14 protein-coding genes and 1 riboswitch are annotated in these 17,741 nt (G+C 67.5%); of the genes, 9 read left to right on the top strand and 5 right to left on the bottom strand.

The annotated features are described in order from the left end of the window. Positions 1-13: 13 nt before the first annotated feature. Complete coding sequence (locus BW38_RS08845; protein ID WP_032976593.1) at positions 14-3,559, bottom strand: ATP-binding protein; 3,546 nt, start codon at positions 3,557-3,559, stop codon at positions 14-16. A gap of 165 nt (positions 3,560-3,724) precedes the next feature. Here BW38_RS08845 and BW38_RS08850 point away from each other — a divergent pair, with 165 nt between their 5' ends. The 3 genes from BW38_RS08850 to BW38_RS08860 are packed head-to-tail and all read left to right on the top strand — an operon-like array spanning position 3,725 to position 5,514. Further along, the gene (locus BW38_RS08850; protein ID WP_032976592.1) at positions 3,725-4,369 is read left to right on the top strand and encodes a YceI family protein; all 645 of its coding nucleotides are present in this window, start codon (positions 3,725-3,727) and stop codon (positions 4,367-4,369) included. Next, the gene (locus tag BW38_RS08855; RefSeq protein WP_032976591.1) at positions 4,366-4,938 is read left to right on the top strand and encodes a cytochrome b; all 573 of its coding nucleotides are present in this window, start codon (positions 4,366-4,368) and stop codon (positions 4,936-4,938) included. Before BW38_RS08850 ends, BW38_RS08855 begins: the two co-directional genes overlap by 4 nt. 3 nt (positions 4,939-4,941) lie before the next feature. Then, positions 4,942-5,514, top strand: coding sequence for a YceI family protein (locus tag BW38_RS08860; protein ID WP_025877832.1), 573 nt, complete (start codon positions 4,942-4,944; stop codon positions 5,512-5,514). A gap of 85 nt (positions 5,515-5,599) precedes the next feature. On the opposite strand, the gene BW38_RS08865 is transcribed toward BW38_RS08860, so the two are convergent. Then, entirely contained in the window at positions 5,600-5,830 is a 231-nt protein-coding gene (locus BW38_RS08865) for a glutaredoxin family protein (protein ID WP_025877830.1), read from the bottom strand. A gap of 101 nt (positions 5,831-5,931) precedes the next feature. Here BW38_RS08865 and BW38_RS08870 point away from each other — a divergent pair, with 101 nt between their 5' ends. Both BW38_RS08870 and BW38_RS08875 read left to right on the top strand, forming a co-directional pair. Beyond that, entirely contained in the window at positions 5,932-7,314 is a 1,383-nt protein-coding gene (locus tag BW38_RS08870) for an L-serine ammonia-lyase (protein ID WP_025877828.1), read from the top strand. A 138-nt stretch (positions 7,315-7,452) separates the two neighbouring features. Next, positions 7,453-8,448 (top strand): alpha/beta hydrolase, encoded by a 996-nt coding sequence (locus BW38_RS08875; RefSeq protein WP_032976590.1) that lies wholly within the window; start codon positions 7,453-7,455, stop codon positions 8,446-8,448. A 90-nt stretch (positions 8,449-8,538) separates the two neighbouring features. Here the strand turns inward: BW38_RS08875 and BW38_RS08880 are convergent, their stop codons facing one another. The 3 genes from BW38_RS08880 to BW38_RS08890 are packed head-to-tail and all read right to left on the bottom strand — an operon-like array spanning position 8,539 to position 11,866. Beyond that, positions 8,539-9,606: a homoserine dehydrogenase gene (locus tag BW38_RS08880; protein ID WP_032976589.1), complete on the bottom strand. Its 1,068-nt coding sequence runs from the start codon at positions 9,604-9,606 to the stop codon at positions 8,539-8,541. After that, a complete protein-coding gene (locus tag BW38_RS08885; protein WP_032976588.1) occupies positions 9,603-10,838 on the bottom strand; it encodes an O-succinylhomoserine (thiol)-lyase in 1,236 nt (411 codons plus the stop codon). The genes BW38_RS08880 and BW38_RS08885 overlap by 4 nt, the downstream gene beginning before the upstream one ends. After that, a complete protein-coding gene (locus BW38_RS08890) occupies positions 10,835-11,866 on the bottom strand; it encodes a homoserine O-succinyltransferase (protein ID WP_025877822.1) in 1,032 nt (343 codons plus the stop codon). Before BW38_RS08890 ends, BW38_RS08885 begins: the two co-directional genes overlap by 4 nt. Positions 11,867-11,942: 76 nt before the next feature. Further along, a riboswitch (SAM riboswitch) is annotated at positions 11,943-12,061 on the bottom strand. A 137-nt stretch (positions 12,062-12,198) separates the two neighbouring features. Between BW38_RS08890 and BW38_RS08895 the strand changes: the two genes are divergently transcribed. From BW38_RS08895 to BW38_RS08910, 4 genes are all read left to right on the top strand, one after another. Further along, a complete protein-coding gene (locus tag BW38_RS08895; RefSeq protein WP_032976586.1) occupies positions 12,199-13,083 on the top strand; it encodes a M23 family metallopeptidase in 885 nt (294 codons plus the stop codon). A 74-nt stretch (positions 13,084-13,157) separates the two neighbouring features. Beyond that, positions 13,158-14,762 carry a peptide chain release factor 3 gene (locus BW38_RS08900; protein ID WP_025877820.1) on the top strand — a complete coding sequence of 535 codons (1,605 nt, stop codon included), beginning with the start codon at positions 13,158-13,160 and terminating at the stop codon, positions 14,760-14,762. 96 nt (positions 14,763-14,858) lie between these two features. Further along, positions 14,859-15,497 (top strand): hemolysin III family protein, encoded by a 639-nt coding sequence (locus BW38_RS08905; protein WP_025877819.1) that lies wholly within the window; start codon positions 14,859-14,861, stop codon positions 15,495-15,497. Positions 15,498-15,610: 113 nt separating this feature from the next. Then, on the top strand, positions 15,611-17,584 hold the full coding sequence (locus BW38_RS08910; RefSeq protein WP_032976585.1) for an AsmA family protein: 1,974 nt from the start codon (positions 15,611-15,613) through the stop codon (positions 17,582-17,584). Positions 17,585-17,741: the final 157 nt, after the last annotated feature.

The raw sequence follows: 17,741 nt of genomic DNA, 5'->3' as shown, positions 1-17,741 counted from the left end.
CAGGATGCCGCGCTCAGCTGATGATCTGGCGTTTACTGCGCGCCTGGGCAATCGCCGCCACCAGCAGATCGCCGGTCACCGGCTTGCGCAGGAAACCATCGAATCCGGCCGCAAGCACCTGCGCCTCGGCATAGGCATCCGAGCGCGCGGTAACGGCCACCAACGGCAGTTCGTAGCCCATCGCGCGCAGTTGGCGGGCGATGGCGGTGCCATCGAGTGCCGGCAGGTCGAGGTCGAGCAGGCCGACGTCGAACCCCTCGGTGGATATTTCCGACAGTGCGCCCAGGCCATGCAGCACGTGCACCACCTCATGGCCACGGCTGCGCAGCAGACCGGCGATGACCTCGGCAACGGTGGCATCGTCCTCGACCAGCAGGATGCGCAGTGCAGGCAGCATCGGCGACGCTGCCTCGCCAGGGCTGGAGGCCTGCTGCCGGCTCCACGGCAGCGGCAGCCGCACGGCGAAGCGTGCGCCACGCCCCGGCTGGCTGTCGACATCGATGCGGCCGCCCATCGCCACCGCCAGCTCCTGGCAGATCGCCAGGCCCAGCCCGCTGCCACCATAGCGCGAGGCGGTACGCGGGCCATCGGCCTGTTCGAAGCGGTGGAACAGGCGCTGCTGCTGCTCGGCATTGATGCCCGGCCCGCTGTCGCTGACCTCGAACGTCACCGCGCCGCCGTCGTCGTCCAGGCGCGCCGCCAGGCCAACATGGCCACGCTCGGTGAACTTGATCGCGTTGCCCAGCAGGTTCAGCAGGATCTGGCGGACGCGCATCTCATCGCCACTGACGCAGATCGGGCCTGGCAATGCCGCCCCGCGCTGGAACGCCAGCCTGCGCTGTTGTGCCATCGGCTGCATCAACGCCTGCACCTGGTCCAGCAGTCCGCCCAGGTCGAACGGGCGGATGTCCAGTTCAAGCCGGCCGGCCTCGATCCGGGCCAGGTCCAACGCATCGTTGACCAGGCGCAGCAGATGGCTGCCGGCCTGCTGGATCGAACCGGCATAGCTGCGCTGCACCGGGTCCAGTTCGGTGGACAGCAGCAGTTCGCTCATGCCCAGTACACCGGTCATCGGCGTGCGCACTTCGTGGCCCAGGGTCGCCAGGAAGCGGCTCTTGGCCTGCGATGCCTGCTCGGCGATCTGCTGCTTGTGCACCGTCAACTGCCACTGCTGGCGTCGCCGCAGCCGCCTGCGGATCGACCACAGCAGTGCCAACAGCAACAGCGAGCCCAGCATTGCATAGCCGAAAATCGCCATGCCGCTGCGCCACCAGGGGGGCAGTACCTTGATGTGCAACTGCTGCGAGGGCGTCCACGGACCACTGGCCGTCGCGGCCTGCACCTCGATGGCGTAGGTGCCGGGCGGCAGCCGCGACAACGTGCGTTGGCCGTCCCCGCCCTGTTCCACCCAGTTCTGGTCGTATCCCTGCACGCGGAACCGGTAGCGGTTGCCCTGCGGGTTGGCGTAGGACAGCAGGCGTGCATCGATCTGCAGGTCACGGTCGTCGGGCCCCAGCAACAGCAGGCCGGAGGTCGGCAAGGGCTGCCAGCCGCGCGCATCATCGCGACGGACGCGAACCTGCGCGATCACCAGCTGCGAGGGTGGCAGCTCGGCGTCGGCAGCATTCGGATCGAAGCCCACCATGCCGGTCTGGGTAACGGCCAGCACCCGGCCATCGGCATCGATTGCCGGTGGGCGTCCGGTGAACTCGGCATCAAGCAGGCCGTCGCGTTCATTGAAGATCTGCAGGCGACGCTGTTTCGGATCCCAGCGCAGCAGGCCGCGGGGCGTCGTCGCCCACAACTGGCCGTTCCGGGCCAGGGCCAGCCCACCCATGCTGACCGGCGGCACGCCGGCACTGGCATCGACACGCTGGATCAGGCGCAGGCTCAGGCCATCCCACTGGTAGCGCTCGAATGCGCCCTGGCGTGCGATCCACAACTGCCGGGGATCGATCCATACCAGATCGTAGATGGGCCCCCTGGAAACGCCGGGCACCGCTTCGAAGCGGTCTCCCTGCTCGCGCCAGATGCCCATTTCCCCGACCACCCAGGCGTGCCCGCCGGCATCGAAGCGGATCTGCTCGACCGGCGCGTCGGTGCTGCCTCGCAGCGTAGCGCCGTCGAAACTGCGCAGCAGGCGGCCGTCGGCACTGCGCTGTTGCAGGCCCAGGTTCATCACCGATACCCAGACCGTGCCATCGGGGGCCTGCCGCATCAGATCGATCCGCTGCCGAAGGTCGGCGCCACCGCCAATACGCCAGTCGCGCAGCACACCGGTGGCGGGGTCGTAGACGCTGATGCGCCCCGCGCGGCCGAGCCACAGCCTGCCGTCGGGACGTGGCAGCACCGACCACACCGCGCCGCTGCCCAGTTCGCGGTCGCTGACCAGCAGGCTCAACGTCCCCTGTGCATCGATCTGGTAGACGCCATGCGCAGAGCCGACGTAGTAGCTGCGGCCGTCGCTGGCAGCACTCAACAGGTACTGGCTGTCCAGCGGCTTGCCATCGAACTGGTACCAGGTTGAAAAGCGTCGCCAGTCGGGCGGCAGGTAAGCCAGGCCCTGGGTCAGCAGTGCGACCCACAGCCCTCCCTCATGGTCCTGCATCAGGTCGAGCACGCCACTGTGGCCGGTCAGGAAACCACTGCCACGGTCGCCTTCCAGCCTGCGCAGCACCTGGCCGTCACCACGCAGCAGGCCATCGGAAGTTCCCGCCCAGTAGCCTCCGTGGCTGTCGGCCAGGACCAGTGCCGAGCGCAGGCGGGCACTGTCGGCCCAGGCCGGTCGCGTCACCCGATCCTGCGCATCGATGCGGTACAGGCCGTCGTTCTGCGTACCGACCCAGATCGCGCCATCGGCATCGCGGCTCAGCCGCAGCACGCTCACCGCCGCCAGTTCGCGCGGCGCCACGGCTTCGAAGGCGTGGCCGTTCCAGCGCGCCACACCGGCTTCGGTGCCCACCCACAGCCGTCCCTGCGCATCCACCAGACTGCTGAAGACGGTGTCACTCGGCAGACCGCCGGGCTGCGCCCGATCATGCTGGAAATGGCGCAGCGAGCCATCTTCGCCGACGCGGCAGACCCCATGGCTGCTGCTGCCGACCCATAGCGCATCCTCGGCGTAGGCCAGGGTCCAGAACTGTCCCTGGCACCCTTCAGTGACGGAATCGAAGGTCTTGAAGCGTTCGCGGTCGGCATCCAGCCGGGCCAGCCCCTTGCCGTTGATGCCAACCCATACCCGGTCGAGCGGGTCGACCAGCAGTGTTTCGATCTCGTTGCCGGGCAGCGTATCCGGTTGTGCCGGGTCGTGCTGCCAGACCCGCAGCTCACCGCCGTCATAGCGGGCCAGGCCGCCGTCGGTGGCGGCCCACACGCGGCCCTGTCGGTCTTCGGCCAGCGCCACCACCATGCGCGAGGGCAATCCCTCGGCCGCGCCGAAACGGCGCAGGCGCGGTGTTTCACCGGCCATGTCCAAGGTCGCCGCTGCAGCCGAAAGCGCCAACAGCACCAGACCTGCTCCTGCAATGCCTTGGCACCACCGGCGCCAGCCGCTCTTCATCCTGAACCCCCTGTCCTGTGCCGATTGTCACACAGGGCTGCAGCCATCGCTGCAACAGCCTGTTTCCGGCCACATCGGCACCACGAACTGTTGCAGCCGTGCACACAGCGTTGCGCGGGGGCTATGGGTATGATCGAACGGTCTTTTTCCCGGAGCCCCCCGCCGATGCGCCACTGCCTGGCCCTGCTGCCGATGCTGCTTGCCGTGGCCCCCGCCTGGGCAGGCAACGAGGCCTACCGCATCGATCCGGTGCACACCCGTGTGCTGTTTGCGATCGACCATGCCGGCTACTCGCAGGCGCTGGGTACGATCTCCGGAAGCCAGGGCCAGTTGCAGTTCGATAGCGACAACTGGCGCGATGCGACACTGGACGTCGAGATTCCGGTGTCGCGATTGGACCTTGGTGATGCCAAGTGGAACCAGGCAACCCTGGCGCGCAGCCTGCTCGATGGCGAACGCTTCCCCACCGCCCGCTTCGTCTCCCACCATGTCGAACCGATCGATGCCCGCCATGCGCGCGTACTGGGCACCCTGACCCTGCGCGGGGTCAGCCAGGAAGTCGCGCTGGAGGTGACATTGAACCAGGTCAAACGCTATCCGCTGCCGCCGTTCCGGCGTACTGCAGGGTTCTCCGCCACCACCACGCTGAGCCGGCGTGCCTTCGGCATCACCGCATGGCCGGGCGTGATCGGTGATGCGGTGCAGGTGCGTATCGAGGCTGAAGCCACGCTCGACCGCAGCGATTCTCCGGGAACTCCCCCGCCCCAACCCCACTCCGACAGCCAGACGGCCACCAAGGACCCTTCATGACCGCCAAGAACACCCCTGCCGCCTGGGGGAGTGTCAGCCAGACCCTGCACTGGCTGATCGCACTGCTGATTCTCGCCCTGGGCATCGTCGGCCTGACCATGGGCGAGCTGCCGAAGACGCCAAAGTATTTCTGGGTCTATACCGCGCACAAGTCGATCGGCATCACCGTGCTGGCACTGGTGGTGCTGCGCCTGGGCTGGCGCCTGTATGCCGGTGCCCCCAAGCCGGTACCCGGCGTGCCGGGCTGGCAGGAGCGCATCGCCAGCGCCACCCATGTGCTGCTGTATGTGCTGATGTTCGCCATCCCGTTGTCGGGCTGGCTGTACGACTCGGCCAGCGGCCTGCGTCCGTTCCGCTGGTTCGGTCTGGTCGATGTGCCCAAGCTGAGCGGACCGGATCCGCAGATCGTGGCGGCATCCCATGCCCTGCACGAATACGGCTTCTGGCTGTTGATCGCGGTGGTGCTGGCCCATGCCGGTGCCGCCTTCTACCACCACCTGTTCCAGCGCGATGCCACCCTGTCCCGGATGTTGCCGCGTGGCTGGCTCGCCTCTCCCCAGAAGGACTGACCGATGAACCTGAAACTGACCACTCCGGCCGCCGTGGCCGCCGCCCTTGCCGGCATGCTGGCCACCGCACCGGTGCTCGCCGCCGATTACGCCCAGGCGCCGGGTGCCGGTTCGTTCCTGGCCTTTGCCACCAAGTACGACGGTGAAGTGTTCACCGGCAGCTTCCCGGGCTTTGCCACCAAGCTCAGCTTCGACCCGGCCAATCCGTCCGCAGGTTCGCTGGACGTGGTGATTCCGCTGGCCGGCGCCAAGAGCGGCAACAGCGACCGCGACTCCACCCTGCAGGGCGCGGATTTCTTCAACGTCGGCAAGTTCGCTACCGCACGCTACACCGCGAAGGGCTTCCGCGCGCTCGGCAACGACCAGTTCGCCGCCGACGGCACGCTGGAACTGCGCGGCGTGAGCAAGCCGGTCACCTTCACTTTCACCTGGAAGCCCGGCGCGCAGCCGGTGCTGACCGGCAAGGCCACGGTCAAGCGCCTGGACTTCGGTGTCGGTGGCGGCGACTGGGCGGATACCAAGACCATCCCGGACGAAACCGCGATCAGCACGATCGTGAAGTTCGACGCGAAATAAGACGCCTTCGTCCTGGTAGCGCCGGGCCATGCCCGGCGGCTTCCACCGCTGGCCGCGCTTCGCGCTCGCCGGGCATGGCCCGGCGTTACCTGCCTGCCAACAGCCAGGCCTGCACCGTGGCCGCATCGAACGGCCAGTCCAGCTCCCGCCCACCGCGCTCATCGCGCAGCACCGGCACCCGCGCCCCATAGCGCGCCTCCAGCGCCGGCTGGTCGTCGAGGAACACCGATTCGAACTCGGGCGCCCGCGCTCTGGCCAGTTCGGCCAGGGCCATGTCACACAGATGGCAGTCGTCACGCTGGAACAGGGTCAACACCGGGGTTTGCTCCCTTGACGGAAATGCTGCGCCGCAGTCATGGAAGTGCGGCGTGAACCGCTAGAATAGCGGTCTCTCCCGGTACCCGCAGTACGGCAACCATGGCTGTCAGCACGTTCGACGTTTTCAAGATCGGCATTGGCCCGAGCTCCTCGCACACCGTCGGGCCGATGAGGGCCGCCGAGCGCTTCATCCATCGGTGGCTGCTCGACCCGGGCAAGCTTGCGCAGGTCGCGCGCATCCGTGCCGACGTGTACGGCTCGCTGGCACTGACCGGTCGCGGCCACGGCACCGACAAGGCGATCCTGCTCGGCCTGGAAGGGCAGCGTCCGAACCTGATCGACCCGGACATCATTCCGTCCACGCTGGAGCGCATCCGCAGCAGCAAGCGGATCATGCTGATGGGCCAGCACGAGATCGCCTTCGACGAAAAGCGCGACCTCGGCCTGAACAAGCGGCAGAAGCTGCCCTACCACACCAACGGCATGCGCTTCACCGCGTACAACGCCGATGACGAAGTGCTGGCCACCCGCGATTACTACTCGGTCGGTGGTGGCTTCGTGGTCAACCAGGACGATGCGGCCGATGACCGTATCGTGCCTGACGAAACGCCGCTGCCCTACCCGTTCAAGAGCGGCGACGAGCTGCTGGCGCAGACCGCGCGCAGTGGCCTGAGCATCGCCCAGTTGATGTTCGAGAACGAGAAATGCTGGCGCAGCGAGGACGAGATCCGCGACAACCTGCGCGAGATCTGGAGCGCAATGCAGGCCTGCGTGGCGCGCGGCATCCGCGAGGAAGGCGTGCTGCCGGGTGGCCTGAAAGTGGGCCGCCGCGCGCCGGCGCTGTACCGCGAGCTGTCGTCGAAGCCGGAAGCGGCGATGCGCGACCCGCTGACCACGCTGGACTGGGTCAACCTGTACGCACTGGCCGTGAACGAAGAGAACGCTGCCGGTGGCCGCGTGGTCACAGCACCCACCAACGGCGCGGCGGGTGTACTGCCGGCGGTGCTGCACTACTTCGACCGCTTCTGCCCGGGCGCGAACGAACAGCGGGTGTTCGACTTCCTTCTGACCTCGGCGGCGATCGGCATCCTGTACAAGGAAAACGCCTCGATCTCCGGCGCCGAAGTGGGTTGCCAGGGCGAGGTCGGCGTAGCCTGTTCGATGGCCGCCGGTGGCCTGGTCGCGGCGCTGGGCGGCAACCCGAGCCAGATCGAGAATGCGGCGGAGATCGGCATGGAGCACAACCTGGGCCTGACCTGCGATCCGATCGGTGGCCTGGTGCAGATTCCGTGCATCGAGCGCAACGCGATGGGTGCGGTGAAGGCGATCAACGCCTCGCGCATGGCCATGCGCGGCGACGGCAAGCACAAGGTGTCGCTGGACAAGGTCATCAAGACCATGCGCGATACCGGCCGCGACATGCAGGACAAGTACAAGGAAACCAGCCGCGGCGGCCTGGCGGTGAACGTCATCGAGTGCTGATGGTCTGCAGGGCCAGGCATGGCCTGGCTCTACTGCAGGGCCGGGCATCGACCCGGCTCTGCAGTGCCGTTCTCGACCGGACAACACCGTCACCGTTTTCCGGTTAGGCTCGGGCATCCCCCTGCCCCGGAATGTCCCATGCGCGTGATCGCCACCGCCCTGCTTGCCTGCCTTCCGCTGTCCGCTCTCGCTGCGCCAACCTACGGGCCGCGGCTGGAGGGCTTCGACTACGGCTATCCAGTGAAGACCTTTGCACTGGAATCGCAGCGCCAGGCCTTGGAGATGGCCTATCTGGATGTTGCGCCGAAGAAGAAGCCGATCGGCGTGGTGGTGCTGCTGCATGGCAAGAACTTCTGCGCGGCAACCTGGAAGGAGACGATCAAGCCGCTGGTGGCGGCAGGCTACCGGGTGATCGCGCCGGACCAGGTGGGTTTCTGCAAATCCAGCAAGCCCGAGCGCTACCAGTATTCGTTCGGGCAGCTGGCCGACAATACCCATGCGCTGCTGCAGCAGCTGCAGCTGGGTGATGTACCGGTGCACGTGGTCGGCCATTCGATGGGCGGCATGCTGGCCATCCGTTATGCGCTGATGTATCCGCAGGATATGCGCAGTCTTTCGCTGGTCAATCCGATCGGGCTGGAAGACTGGAAGGCGCAGGGCGTGCCCTGGCGCAGCGTGGACGCGTGGTATGCCGGCGAAATGAACATCAGCTATGACAGCATCCGCCGCTACCAGCTGGATGTGTACTACGACGGCAAGTGGAAGCCGGCGTATGAACCGTGGGCGCGCATGCAGTCGGGCATGTACGAAGGCGCGGGCAAGCAGCAGGTGGCCTGGAGCCAGGCACTGACCTCGGACATGGTGTTCAACCAACCCGTCGTCTACGAACTGAAGAACCTGCAGGTGCCGACCACCTTGTTCATCGGCCAGAAGGACCGCACGGCGATCGGCCGTGACCAGGCATCGCCCGAACTGAAGGCGACGCTGGGCAACTACCCGGCACTGGGCAAAGCGGCAGCGGCGGCGATACCCGGCTCGACCCTGGTCGAGTTCGCGGCACTGGGCCATTCGCCGCAGGTGCAGGACCCGAAGCAGTTCAATGCCGCATTGTTGAAGGCACTCAAGGCGCGTTGAAGTTCCATAACCGCCGGGCATGGCCCGGCGCTACGAGGATCGGCGTGGGTAGCGCCGGGCCACGCCCGGCGAGCGCAGCGGCGGCCGGGCTCACCCCACGATCCGCAGCACGTCATCCAGCAGCGCCGCTGCGGTCACTTCCGCACCCGCGCCCGGCCCCTGGATCAACAGCGGCTGCGCGCGGTAGCGATCGCTGTGGATGGCCACGCGGTTGTCGGTGCCCGCGCCCTGCGCCAGCGGATGGTCGGCAGCCAGCTCACGCAGGCCCACCTGCGCACCCTCGCCATCGACGCGCCCGACAAAACGCAGCACCCGGCCGTTGTCGCGCGCCCGCTGCCAACGTGCCTGCAGCGGTGCATCCAGCTGCTCCAGCGCATTCACTGCATCTTCCAGCGGCAGCGCAGCCAGCGCATCCGGCACCAGTGAGTCGACCTGCACCTGCGACGCGTCCAGCGCCAATCCGCTGCTGCGGGCCAGGATCAACAGCTTGCGGCGCACATCCTCGCCGGAAAGATCCAGCCGCGGGTCCGGCTCGGTGTAGCCGGCCGCCAGCGCTTCACGCACCGCCGCCGAGAACGGCGACTGGCCGTCATAACGATTGAACAGCCACGCCAGCGAACCGGAAAGCACGCCCTCGATGGCATGGATGTGGTCGCCACCGGCAACCAGCGCGCGCAGGCTGCTGAGCAACGGCAGGCCGGCGCCGACGGTGGCGCTGTCGCCATAACGCGCACCGCTATCGGCGCAACGATCGGCAATGGCCTGCGCGCGCGACAGCTGGGCACCGCGGCCAAGCTTGTTGGCGGTCACCACGTGCACACCGCGCGCCAACCACTGCACGTGGCGCGCCGCTACATCTTCGCTGGCGGTGGCATCGACCACCACGTCGCCACGCTCCAGCCCTTCAGCGCTGGCCCACGGCGGCGAACTCTGCCCATCACGCGGCGCACGCCGTGCCAGTTCCAGCGGCAACGCCAGATCGCGGTCGATCGCCAGCGCGGTGCGTGAATTGGCCAGCCACTGCACGCTGGGCAGTTCCAGCCCACGCGCCTGCAACGCCTGGTAGCGCTGCACGAAGGCCGAACCGACGGTGCCGGTTCCGAGCAGCGCCAGGCGGCCAGTACCCAGCAGCGGAATCTCGACAGGCAAAGCGCTCATGCGTCTGCCACCTGTTTGCCGCGCGCCACCGCATCGATCACCGCCTCGGCGCGCGCCAGAGCGCTGCCCAGATCGGCCAGCAGGTCGCGCTCGCCCTCGATACCGACCGACAGACGCAGCAGGCCTTCACTGATGCCCGCAGCCGCGCGTGCTTCGGCAGTCATTGCCGCGTGGGTCATGGTCGCCGGGTGTGCGATCAGGCTTTCCACGCCTCCCAGCGACTCGGCCAGCGTGAAGTAACGCAGGCCATCGACGAACGCGCGTACAGCAGCATGCGGATCATCGCCGGTACAGCTGGCCAGTTCGAAGGACAGCATCGCGCCGAAACCACTCTGCTGACGCGCGGCAACGGCGTGGCCCGGATGATCGGCGAGGCCCGGGTAGTAGACCTTGGCCACCGCAGGATGCGCATCAAGCAGCGCCACGATCGCGGCGGTGTTTTCCTGGTGCGCGCGCAGGCGTGCATCCAGCGTACGCAGGCCGCGCAGGGTCAGGAACGCATCGAACGGCGAGCCGGTAAGGCCCAGTGCATTGCCCCACCACACCAGCTGTTCATGCACGGCGGGATCGCGGGCAATCACCGCACCACCGACCACGTCGCTGTGGCCGTTGATGTACTTGGTAGTGGAGTGCAGCACCAGATCCGCGCCGAACGACAGCGGTTGCTGCAATGCCGGTGACAGGAACGTGTTGTCGACCACCACCAGCGCACCGGCTTTGTGCGCCGCGTCGATCACGAAGCGCAGGTCGGTGATGCGCAGCAGCGGGTTTGACGGGGTTTCCACCAGCACCAGCTTCGGCTGCGTGGCCAGGGCCTGGGCCAGCGCGCGCGGGTCGGTCAGGTCGGCAGTGACGAGTTCGAAATGGCCTTTCTTTGCCAGCGCGTTGAACAGGCGCCAGCTGCCGCCGTACGCATCGTGTGGCACCACCAGGGTGTCGCCGGGCTGCAGCAGTGCGTTCAGCACCAGGTTGATCGCGCCCATGCCGGTGGCGGTCACCACACCGCCGGCGCCGCCTTCCAGTTCGGCCAGCGCCTCACCCAGCAGGTCGCGCGTGGGATTGCCACTGCGGGTGTAGTCGTACTGGCGCTTGTTGCCGAAGCCTTCAAAGCTGAAGTTCGACGACAGCACGATCGGCGGCGTGACCGCGCCATGGGCGGTGTCCCGATCGATGCCGGCGCGGACGGCGGCGGTGGTGCGACAACAGGACGGTTCAGCGGCGTGCAGGCTCATGCGGACTCTCCAGAAGTGCGGAAGGCGGTGGCGAGGATCGCGTCGATGCGATCGGTTTCTTTCAGGAAGGCGTCGTGACCGTAGGGCGAGCGCAGCACGCGCAGGCTGCCGCGTGGGCCCAGTCCCTCGACCAGGCCGACCAGGTCGGCAAGCGGAACCAGGCGGTCGCCTTCAACGGCAACCACCACGGTCGGCGGCAGGATCGCGCTCGGGTCCACGCGGTGCAGGTCGATCGACTCGGACAGGCGCAGGTAGGCATTGACCGGCGTGCGCGCGACGTACTGCGCACCAGCCGCGTCGAGATAGTCTTCGGCCGCGACACGGACGCGGCCATTGACCACCTCCGGTGCTGCATCGAAGCGTTCGCCGAATTCTTCCGGTGTGCGGTAGCTGAGCATGGCGAACTGGCGGGCCAGCGCCAGGCCGTGGTCTTCGCCACACTGCAGCTGGCCCAGCGCCACGGCACGGCGCTGCAGCGCACGCCAGGCGGCGGCATACGGGTGCGGGCGGTGCGCACCGCTGGCCAGCACCAGCTGGCGTACCCGGGCACGGTGGCGGATCGCGAACTGCTGGCCGACCAGCGCGCCGTAGGAATAGCCGACGAATGCCTTCAATGCGCGGATGCCGAGGTGATCCAGCAGCAGCGCCAACGCATCGGCCTGGTCGGCGGTATCGATCGGCACATCCAACGCACCGTCGGCGCCGATGAAATCGAACGCGAGCACACGCAGCTGCTGCGGATCCAGTGCGCGGCCACTGCCGACCAGGCCTTCGGCCCAGCCCTTCTCGCTGAACTGCGCATTGGAGGCTACATGGCGGTGCGCGGAAATGCCGCCGGCCAGCACCACCACCGGTGCGTTGACCGGACCGACCCACTCATAGCGCAGGCGCACCGGGCAGGGGCCGGCATGACGCATCGACAGCACGGCGGCGAACTCGCCGCGCTCGGCGTGCACGCGGTCATCGACCGGCACGCTGACGGGGACAAAGGGTTCGGGGCGAAGCACGGTGCTGGTGGCGAAGCTCATGGCGGGTTCCGGTAGGGAAATCGGCCATCGAGCCTTCGCGGGGCTCGCGTTCGAAGTGCACGTTGGGTGCAGGTTCGAACCATCTTTCGGTGGACGCCACGGTCCCCGCAGGATTTGGCACCTACGCAGGCGCTTTCGCGTCTGCGGGCTGCCCCGGCTTCAAAGGGCCTGTCCCTCTGCCGGTCTCGATGGTGGAGCCACGATGCCAGTCCTTTTCGGGCATGTCAATCCCTTCATGCGGATAAAGAGATGGATGAATGCAAAGCCCCCACCCTTCCCCCGTCCCGACAGCTTGCGTAGAGTCCCGGCGGTCCATGTCGCTGGAGCCTTCGATGCGCCGCCTGCCCCTGCCCTGCCTCCTGCTGCCCCTGTTGGCGAGCGCCCCCGCGAACGCTGCCGACTGGCGCCAGGGCTGGGGACTGGTGCCACAGACGCCGGCCGCGCGCACGGCCGGCGCCACGCCGCACGCGGCGCCGATGGCCCGCCTGCGCCTGCAGTCGCTGGGCGACCAGTGGCAGGCGCGGATCGACAACCCACTGTCCGGCCCGGTGCAGATCGAGCTGCGCGCCGCCCCCGGCACACAGGTGGAGGGCCTGCCGCTGCAGTCACTGGTGCAGGCCACCGGCAGCCTGGTGGTGGGCCATCTTCCCTCTCCTGCCAATGGCAAGGCACTGGATCTTCGTCTGCAGTCGGTGCCGGGCAATCCGGCCGCGCGCGCCGAAGACGTCGCCTATCGCCTGCCGTTCCAGGCTGCCCAGCTGCGCGTGGACCAGGCGCCGCAGGGCCGGTTCAGCCACGATGACGAGGAGAACCGCGACGCCATCGACTTTGCCCTGCCCGAAGCAACGCAGGTCCTGGCCGCCCGCGAGGGTACGGTGATGCAGGTACAGGACGGTTTCCGCGGCAATGGCCTGGACCGTGAACGCGATGCCGGACGCGCCAACTTCGTTCGTATCCTGCACAGCGACGGCAGCATGGCGATGTACGCCCATCTGCAGGCCGGCGGCATGCGCGTGCGTCCCGGCCAGGCCGTGCAGGCCGGGCAGCCGATCGGCCTGTCCGGCAACAGTGGCTACAGCACCGCACCGCACCTGCACTTCGTGGTGCAGCTCAACCGGGGCATGGGGCTGCGTTCGGTGCCGGTGCGCATCCTCGCCCCGCAGGGCGAATTGCACTTCGCCCGTGAGGGCAGCGGGGACGCCAGCGCCGGGCGCTGACCCGCCGACGCCGGCAGGCCGGTATAATCGGGCGCTTATCTCTTTGAAAAGCGCCCCGTGCGGGCGCCACTGCCATGTCCGAAGTCGCCACCGAAGCGTCGCGTCGCCGCACGTTCGCCATCATTTCCCACCCTGACGCCGGCAAGACCACGCTGACCGAAAAGCTGCTGCTGTTCGGAGGCGCGATCCAGATGGCCGGCTCGGTGAAGGGCCGCAAGGCTGCCCGCCACGCCACCTCGGACTGGATGGCGCTGGAAAAGGAGCGCGGCATCTCCGTCACCTCCTCGGTGATGCAGTTCCCGTACGAAGGCAAGATCATCAACCTGCTCGACACCCCAGGCCACGCCGACTTCGGCGAGGACACCTACCGCGTGCTGACCGCGGTGGACTCGGCGCTGATGGTGATCGACGTGGCCAAGGGCGTGGAAGAGCGCACCATCAAGCTGATGGAAGTGTGCCGCCTGCGCGACACCCCGATCATGACCTTCATCAACAAGCTCGATCGCGAGGGCAAGGAGCCGATCGACCTGCTGGACGAGGTTGAAAGCGTGCTCGGCATCCAGTGCGCACCGGTCACCTGGCCGATCGGCATGGGCCAGCGCCTGAAGGGCGTGGTCCACCTGATCACCGGCGAAGTGCATCTGTACGAGCAGGGCCGCAACTTCACCCGTCAGGATTCGACCATCTTCCCCTCGATCGATTCGCCCGGGCTGGCCGAGAAGATCGGCGAGCGGATGCTGGCCGACCTGCGCGACGAACTGGAACTGGTGCAGGGTGCCAGCCACCCGTTCGACCTGCAGGCCTACCGGGCCGGCAAGCAGACCCCGGTGTTCTTCGGTTCGGGCGTGAACAACTTCGGCGTGCAGCCGCTGCTGGACTTCTTCGTCGAACACGCACCGTCGCCGCAGGCGCGCTCCACCACCGGTCGCGACGTCGCCCCGCAGGAGCCGAAGCTGACCGGCTTCGTGTTCAAGATCCAGGCCAACATGGACCCGCAGCACCGTGACCGCGTGGCGTTCATGCGCGTCTGCTCGGGCCGGTTCACTGCCGGCATGAAGACCCTGCACGTGCGCACCGGCAAGGACATGAAGCTGGCCAATGCGCTGACCTTCATGGCCAGCGACCGTGAAATCGCCGCCGAGGCGTGGCCGGGCGATGTCATCGGCATCCACAACCACGGCACGATTTCCATCGGCGACACCTTCACCGAAGGCGAGGCGATCACCTTCACCGGCATCCCCAACTTCGCCCCGGAACTGTTCCGTCGCGCCCGCCTGCGCGATCCGCTCAAGCTCAAGCAGCTGCAGAAGGGCCTGGCACAGCTGTCCGAGGAAGGCGCGACCCAGTTCTTCCGTCCGCTGACCAGCAATGACCTGATCCTGGGCGCGGTGGGCGTGCTGCAGTTCGATGTGGCCGCTTACCGCCTGAAGGACGAATACGGCGTGGAAGCCACCTTCGAGCAGGTCAGCGTGACCACGGCGCGCTGGGTCCACTGCAGCAACGAGAAGAAGCTGGAGGAGTTCCGCGAGAAGAACGCGCTGAACCTGGCCCTCGACGCGGCCGGCCACCTGGTCTACCTGGCGCCGACCCGGGTCAACCTGCAGCTGGCGCAGGAACGTGCGCCGGACGTGCGTTTCTCGGCAACCCGTGAAGCCGCGCATACGGTCACCGGCAACTGATTCCAGCGACCATACGGTGGCGGGGGTGCACGCGCCCGCCATCGCGGCGATGATAGGGGGGTGCAGGTCCCCCTCCCTGCAGACGATGCCCATGCCATGTCCACGACTTCCGTTGATTCGATCCGCGAAGAAATTGCCAGCGCCCTGACCCACGGGCTGGGTGCGGTGCTTGCCCTGGCCGCCAGCGCGGTGTTGATCACCCTGGCCGCGATCTACGGCGATGGCTGGCAGCTGGCCAGTGCGATCGTGTTCGGCATCGCCCTGCTGCTGCTGTACACCGCCTCCACGCTGTACCACGCCATCCAGCACCCGCAGGCCAAGGGCCGCCTGAAGGTGTTCGACCATTGCGCGATCTATGTGCTGATCGCCGGTACCTATACCCCGTTCACCCTGATCGGCCTGCGCGGCCCCTGGGGCTGGGGCATGTTCACCGCGATCTGGGCGCTGGCGCTCGGCGGCGTGGTGTTCAAGCTGTTCTACACCGGCCGCTTCAAGCTGCTGTCCACGGTGATCTACATCGCCATGGGCTGGCTGGTGGTGGTGGCGATCAAGCCGATGTGGGCCTCGATCGATGGTGGGACGCTTGCCTGGCTGTTCGGCGGTGGCCTGTCCTATACGCTGGGCACGTACTTCTACCACCGCGAATCCATCCCCTATTCGCATGCGATCTGGCATCTGTTCGTGATCGGTGGCAGCGTCTGCCACTTCGTCGCCGTGACCCGACAGGTGCTGTGACCCCGTATTGAGGGTAACGCCAGGCCCCTGGCCGGCGAGCAGGCACCGGCTCTGCACACGATGCACATGATCGCTTCGCGCCCCGTCCACCCCGACGGGGCAACCATGGCGGTGTGAATGCTGCCTCTGCTCCTGCTGCTCCCAAGGTGCCGCGCTGGCGCCTGCGTCGTCCCGGTCGCCGCGGGCAGCGCTGGCTCGCCGTGCTGGTGTTCCTGTTCGCGGCACTGCTGGTCCTCATCGCCCTGTGGGACTGGAACTGGTTCAAGGGCCCGGTCGAACGTGCGGTACAGGCGCGCACCGGCCGCGCCCTGCACATCGGCAACCTGGATGTCGACCTCGGCCGCACCAGCACCGTGCGCGCCGATACCCTTACCTTTGCCAATGCGCCCTGGGCGAAGCAGCCCACCATGGTCAGCGCCGACCGGGTCGAGATCGACGTACGGGTGTGGCCGCTGCTGCGTGGCAGCGTGCAACTGCCCGAAGTGCGCCTGACCCGCCCGGACGTACTGCTGGAAACCGCCCCGCGCAAAGGTGACCCCGGCAACTGGAACTTCCTCGGCGACAGCAAGGGCGGCACCACGCCGCAGCTCAAGCGCCTGCACATTGACGACGGTCGCCTGCAGTTCCTGGACGCACTCGGCCGCACCGACATCCTGGTGAACGTGCGCAGCGGGCAACCGAAACAGGCCGACGCCGCACCACCGTTGCTGGTGGCCGGCAAGGGCCGCTGGCAGGGCAATCCCTTTACCCTGAGCGGTGGGACCGAATCGCCGCTGGAACTGACTGACAGCGCACACCCCTTCCGCATCCATCTGGATGGCCGCGCCGGAGCCACCCATGCCGTTGCCAGCGGCACCTTGACCAACCCGTTCCAGCTGCAGGTGTTCGACCTGCAGTTCGCGCTGAGCGGTCAAGACCTGGCCGACCTGTATCCATTGCTGGGCATCGCCATTCCGCCTTCCCCGCCCTACGCACTGGATGGCCGCCTGAAGCGCGATCACCAGGTCTGGCGCTACGAGCGCTTCACCGGCAAAGTCGGCGACAGTGACCTGGGCGGCGATGTGCAGTTCGATGTCTCCAGGGAACGCCCACGGATGACCGCGAACCTGGTGTCGCGCCGCCTCGATTTCGATGACCTTGCCGGCTTCGTCGGTGCCCCCCCGAAGACCGGTGGCGGCGAGACCGCCAATGCAGAACAGCGGGCCGAGGCTGCGCGCGTGGCCGCCAGCGCCAAAGTGCTGCCGGCCACGCCGTACAACCTGGGCAAGCTGCGCGCGATGGATGCCGACGTGCGCTGGAAGGCCCAGCGGATCAATGCACCCAAGCTGCCGCTGGACGACATGGATGCACACCTGCTGCTGGACGATGGTGTACTGCGGCTGGACCCGCTGAACTTCGGCGTTGCCGGCGGCGACATCCGCAGCACGATCCGCATGGACGCACGTCGCCCGCAGATTGCAACCTCGTTGAAGGCCAGCGTGCGCGGCGTGCAGCTGGGCCAGTTGTTCCCCGACGCCAAGCTGGCCGAACAGGCCAAGGGGGGTATCAGCGGCGCCATTGACCTGACCGGCAACGGCAACTCGATCGCAGCGATGCTCGGCAGCAGCAGCGGCAACGTGGCGCTGGGCATGGGCCGCGGCCACGTCGGCAACCTGCTGATGGAAGTGGCGGGACTGGACATCACCGAGTCGTTGAAATTCCTGTTCACCGGCGACAAGCAGATTCCGCTGCGCTGCGCCTTCGCCGACTTCGGCGTGCGCGAGGGCCTGATGCATACCCGGTCGATGGCAGTGGACACCACCGATACGATCATCCTCGGCGAGGGCGATGTCAGCCTGCGCGATGAAACGCTGGACCTGCTGCTGAAGCCACGACCGAAGGACAGGAGCATCCTGGTGCTGCGCTCGCCGCTGCGCATCGGCGGCACCTTCAAGGACCCGTCGTTCCGCCCGGACTTCAAGGCGCTGGGTATCCGGGGTGCGGTGGCGTTGACGCTGGGCAGCATCGCGCCGCCGGCGGCACTGCTGGCCACCATCGAACTGGGGCCGGGCAAGGATGCCGACTGCGGTGGGCACTACGCGAAGTAGAGCGGGCGTTCGGCGCCCTACTGCAAATGGGACGAGGGTGACGGGTGGCCCAGGCAGGACACGCCGTGAACCCCGCTCCGCGGTCCGGCCCAGCCGCTGGCGGCTGTGCGTTCGGGCGCTTGCGAAGCAGTGCTTCGCAAGCAAAGCGCCCTCACCC

The sequence above is a fragment of the Stenotrophomonas sp. RIT309 genome (assembly GCF_000632045.1).
Lineage (GTDB): Bacteria > Pseudomonadota > Gammaproteobacteria > Xanthomonadales > Xanthomonadaceae > Stenotrophomonas > Stenotrophomonas indicatrix.
The sequence above is the reverse complement of the archived record's forward strand: the minus strand, read 5'-3'. Positions and strand labels throughout refer to the sequence as shown.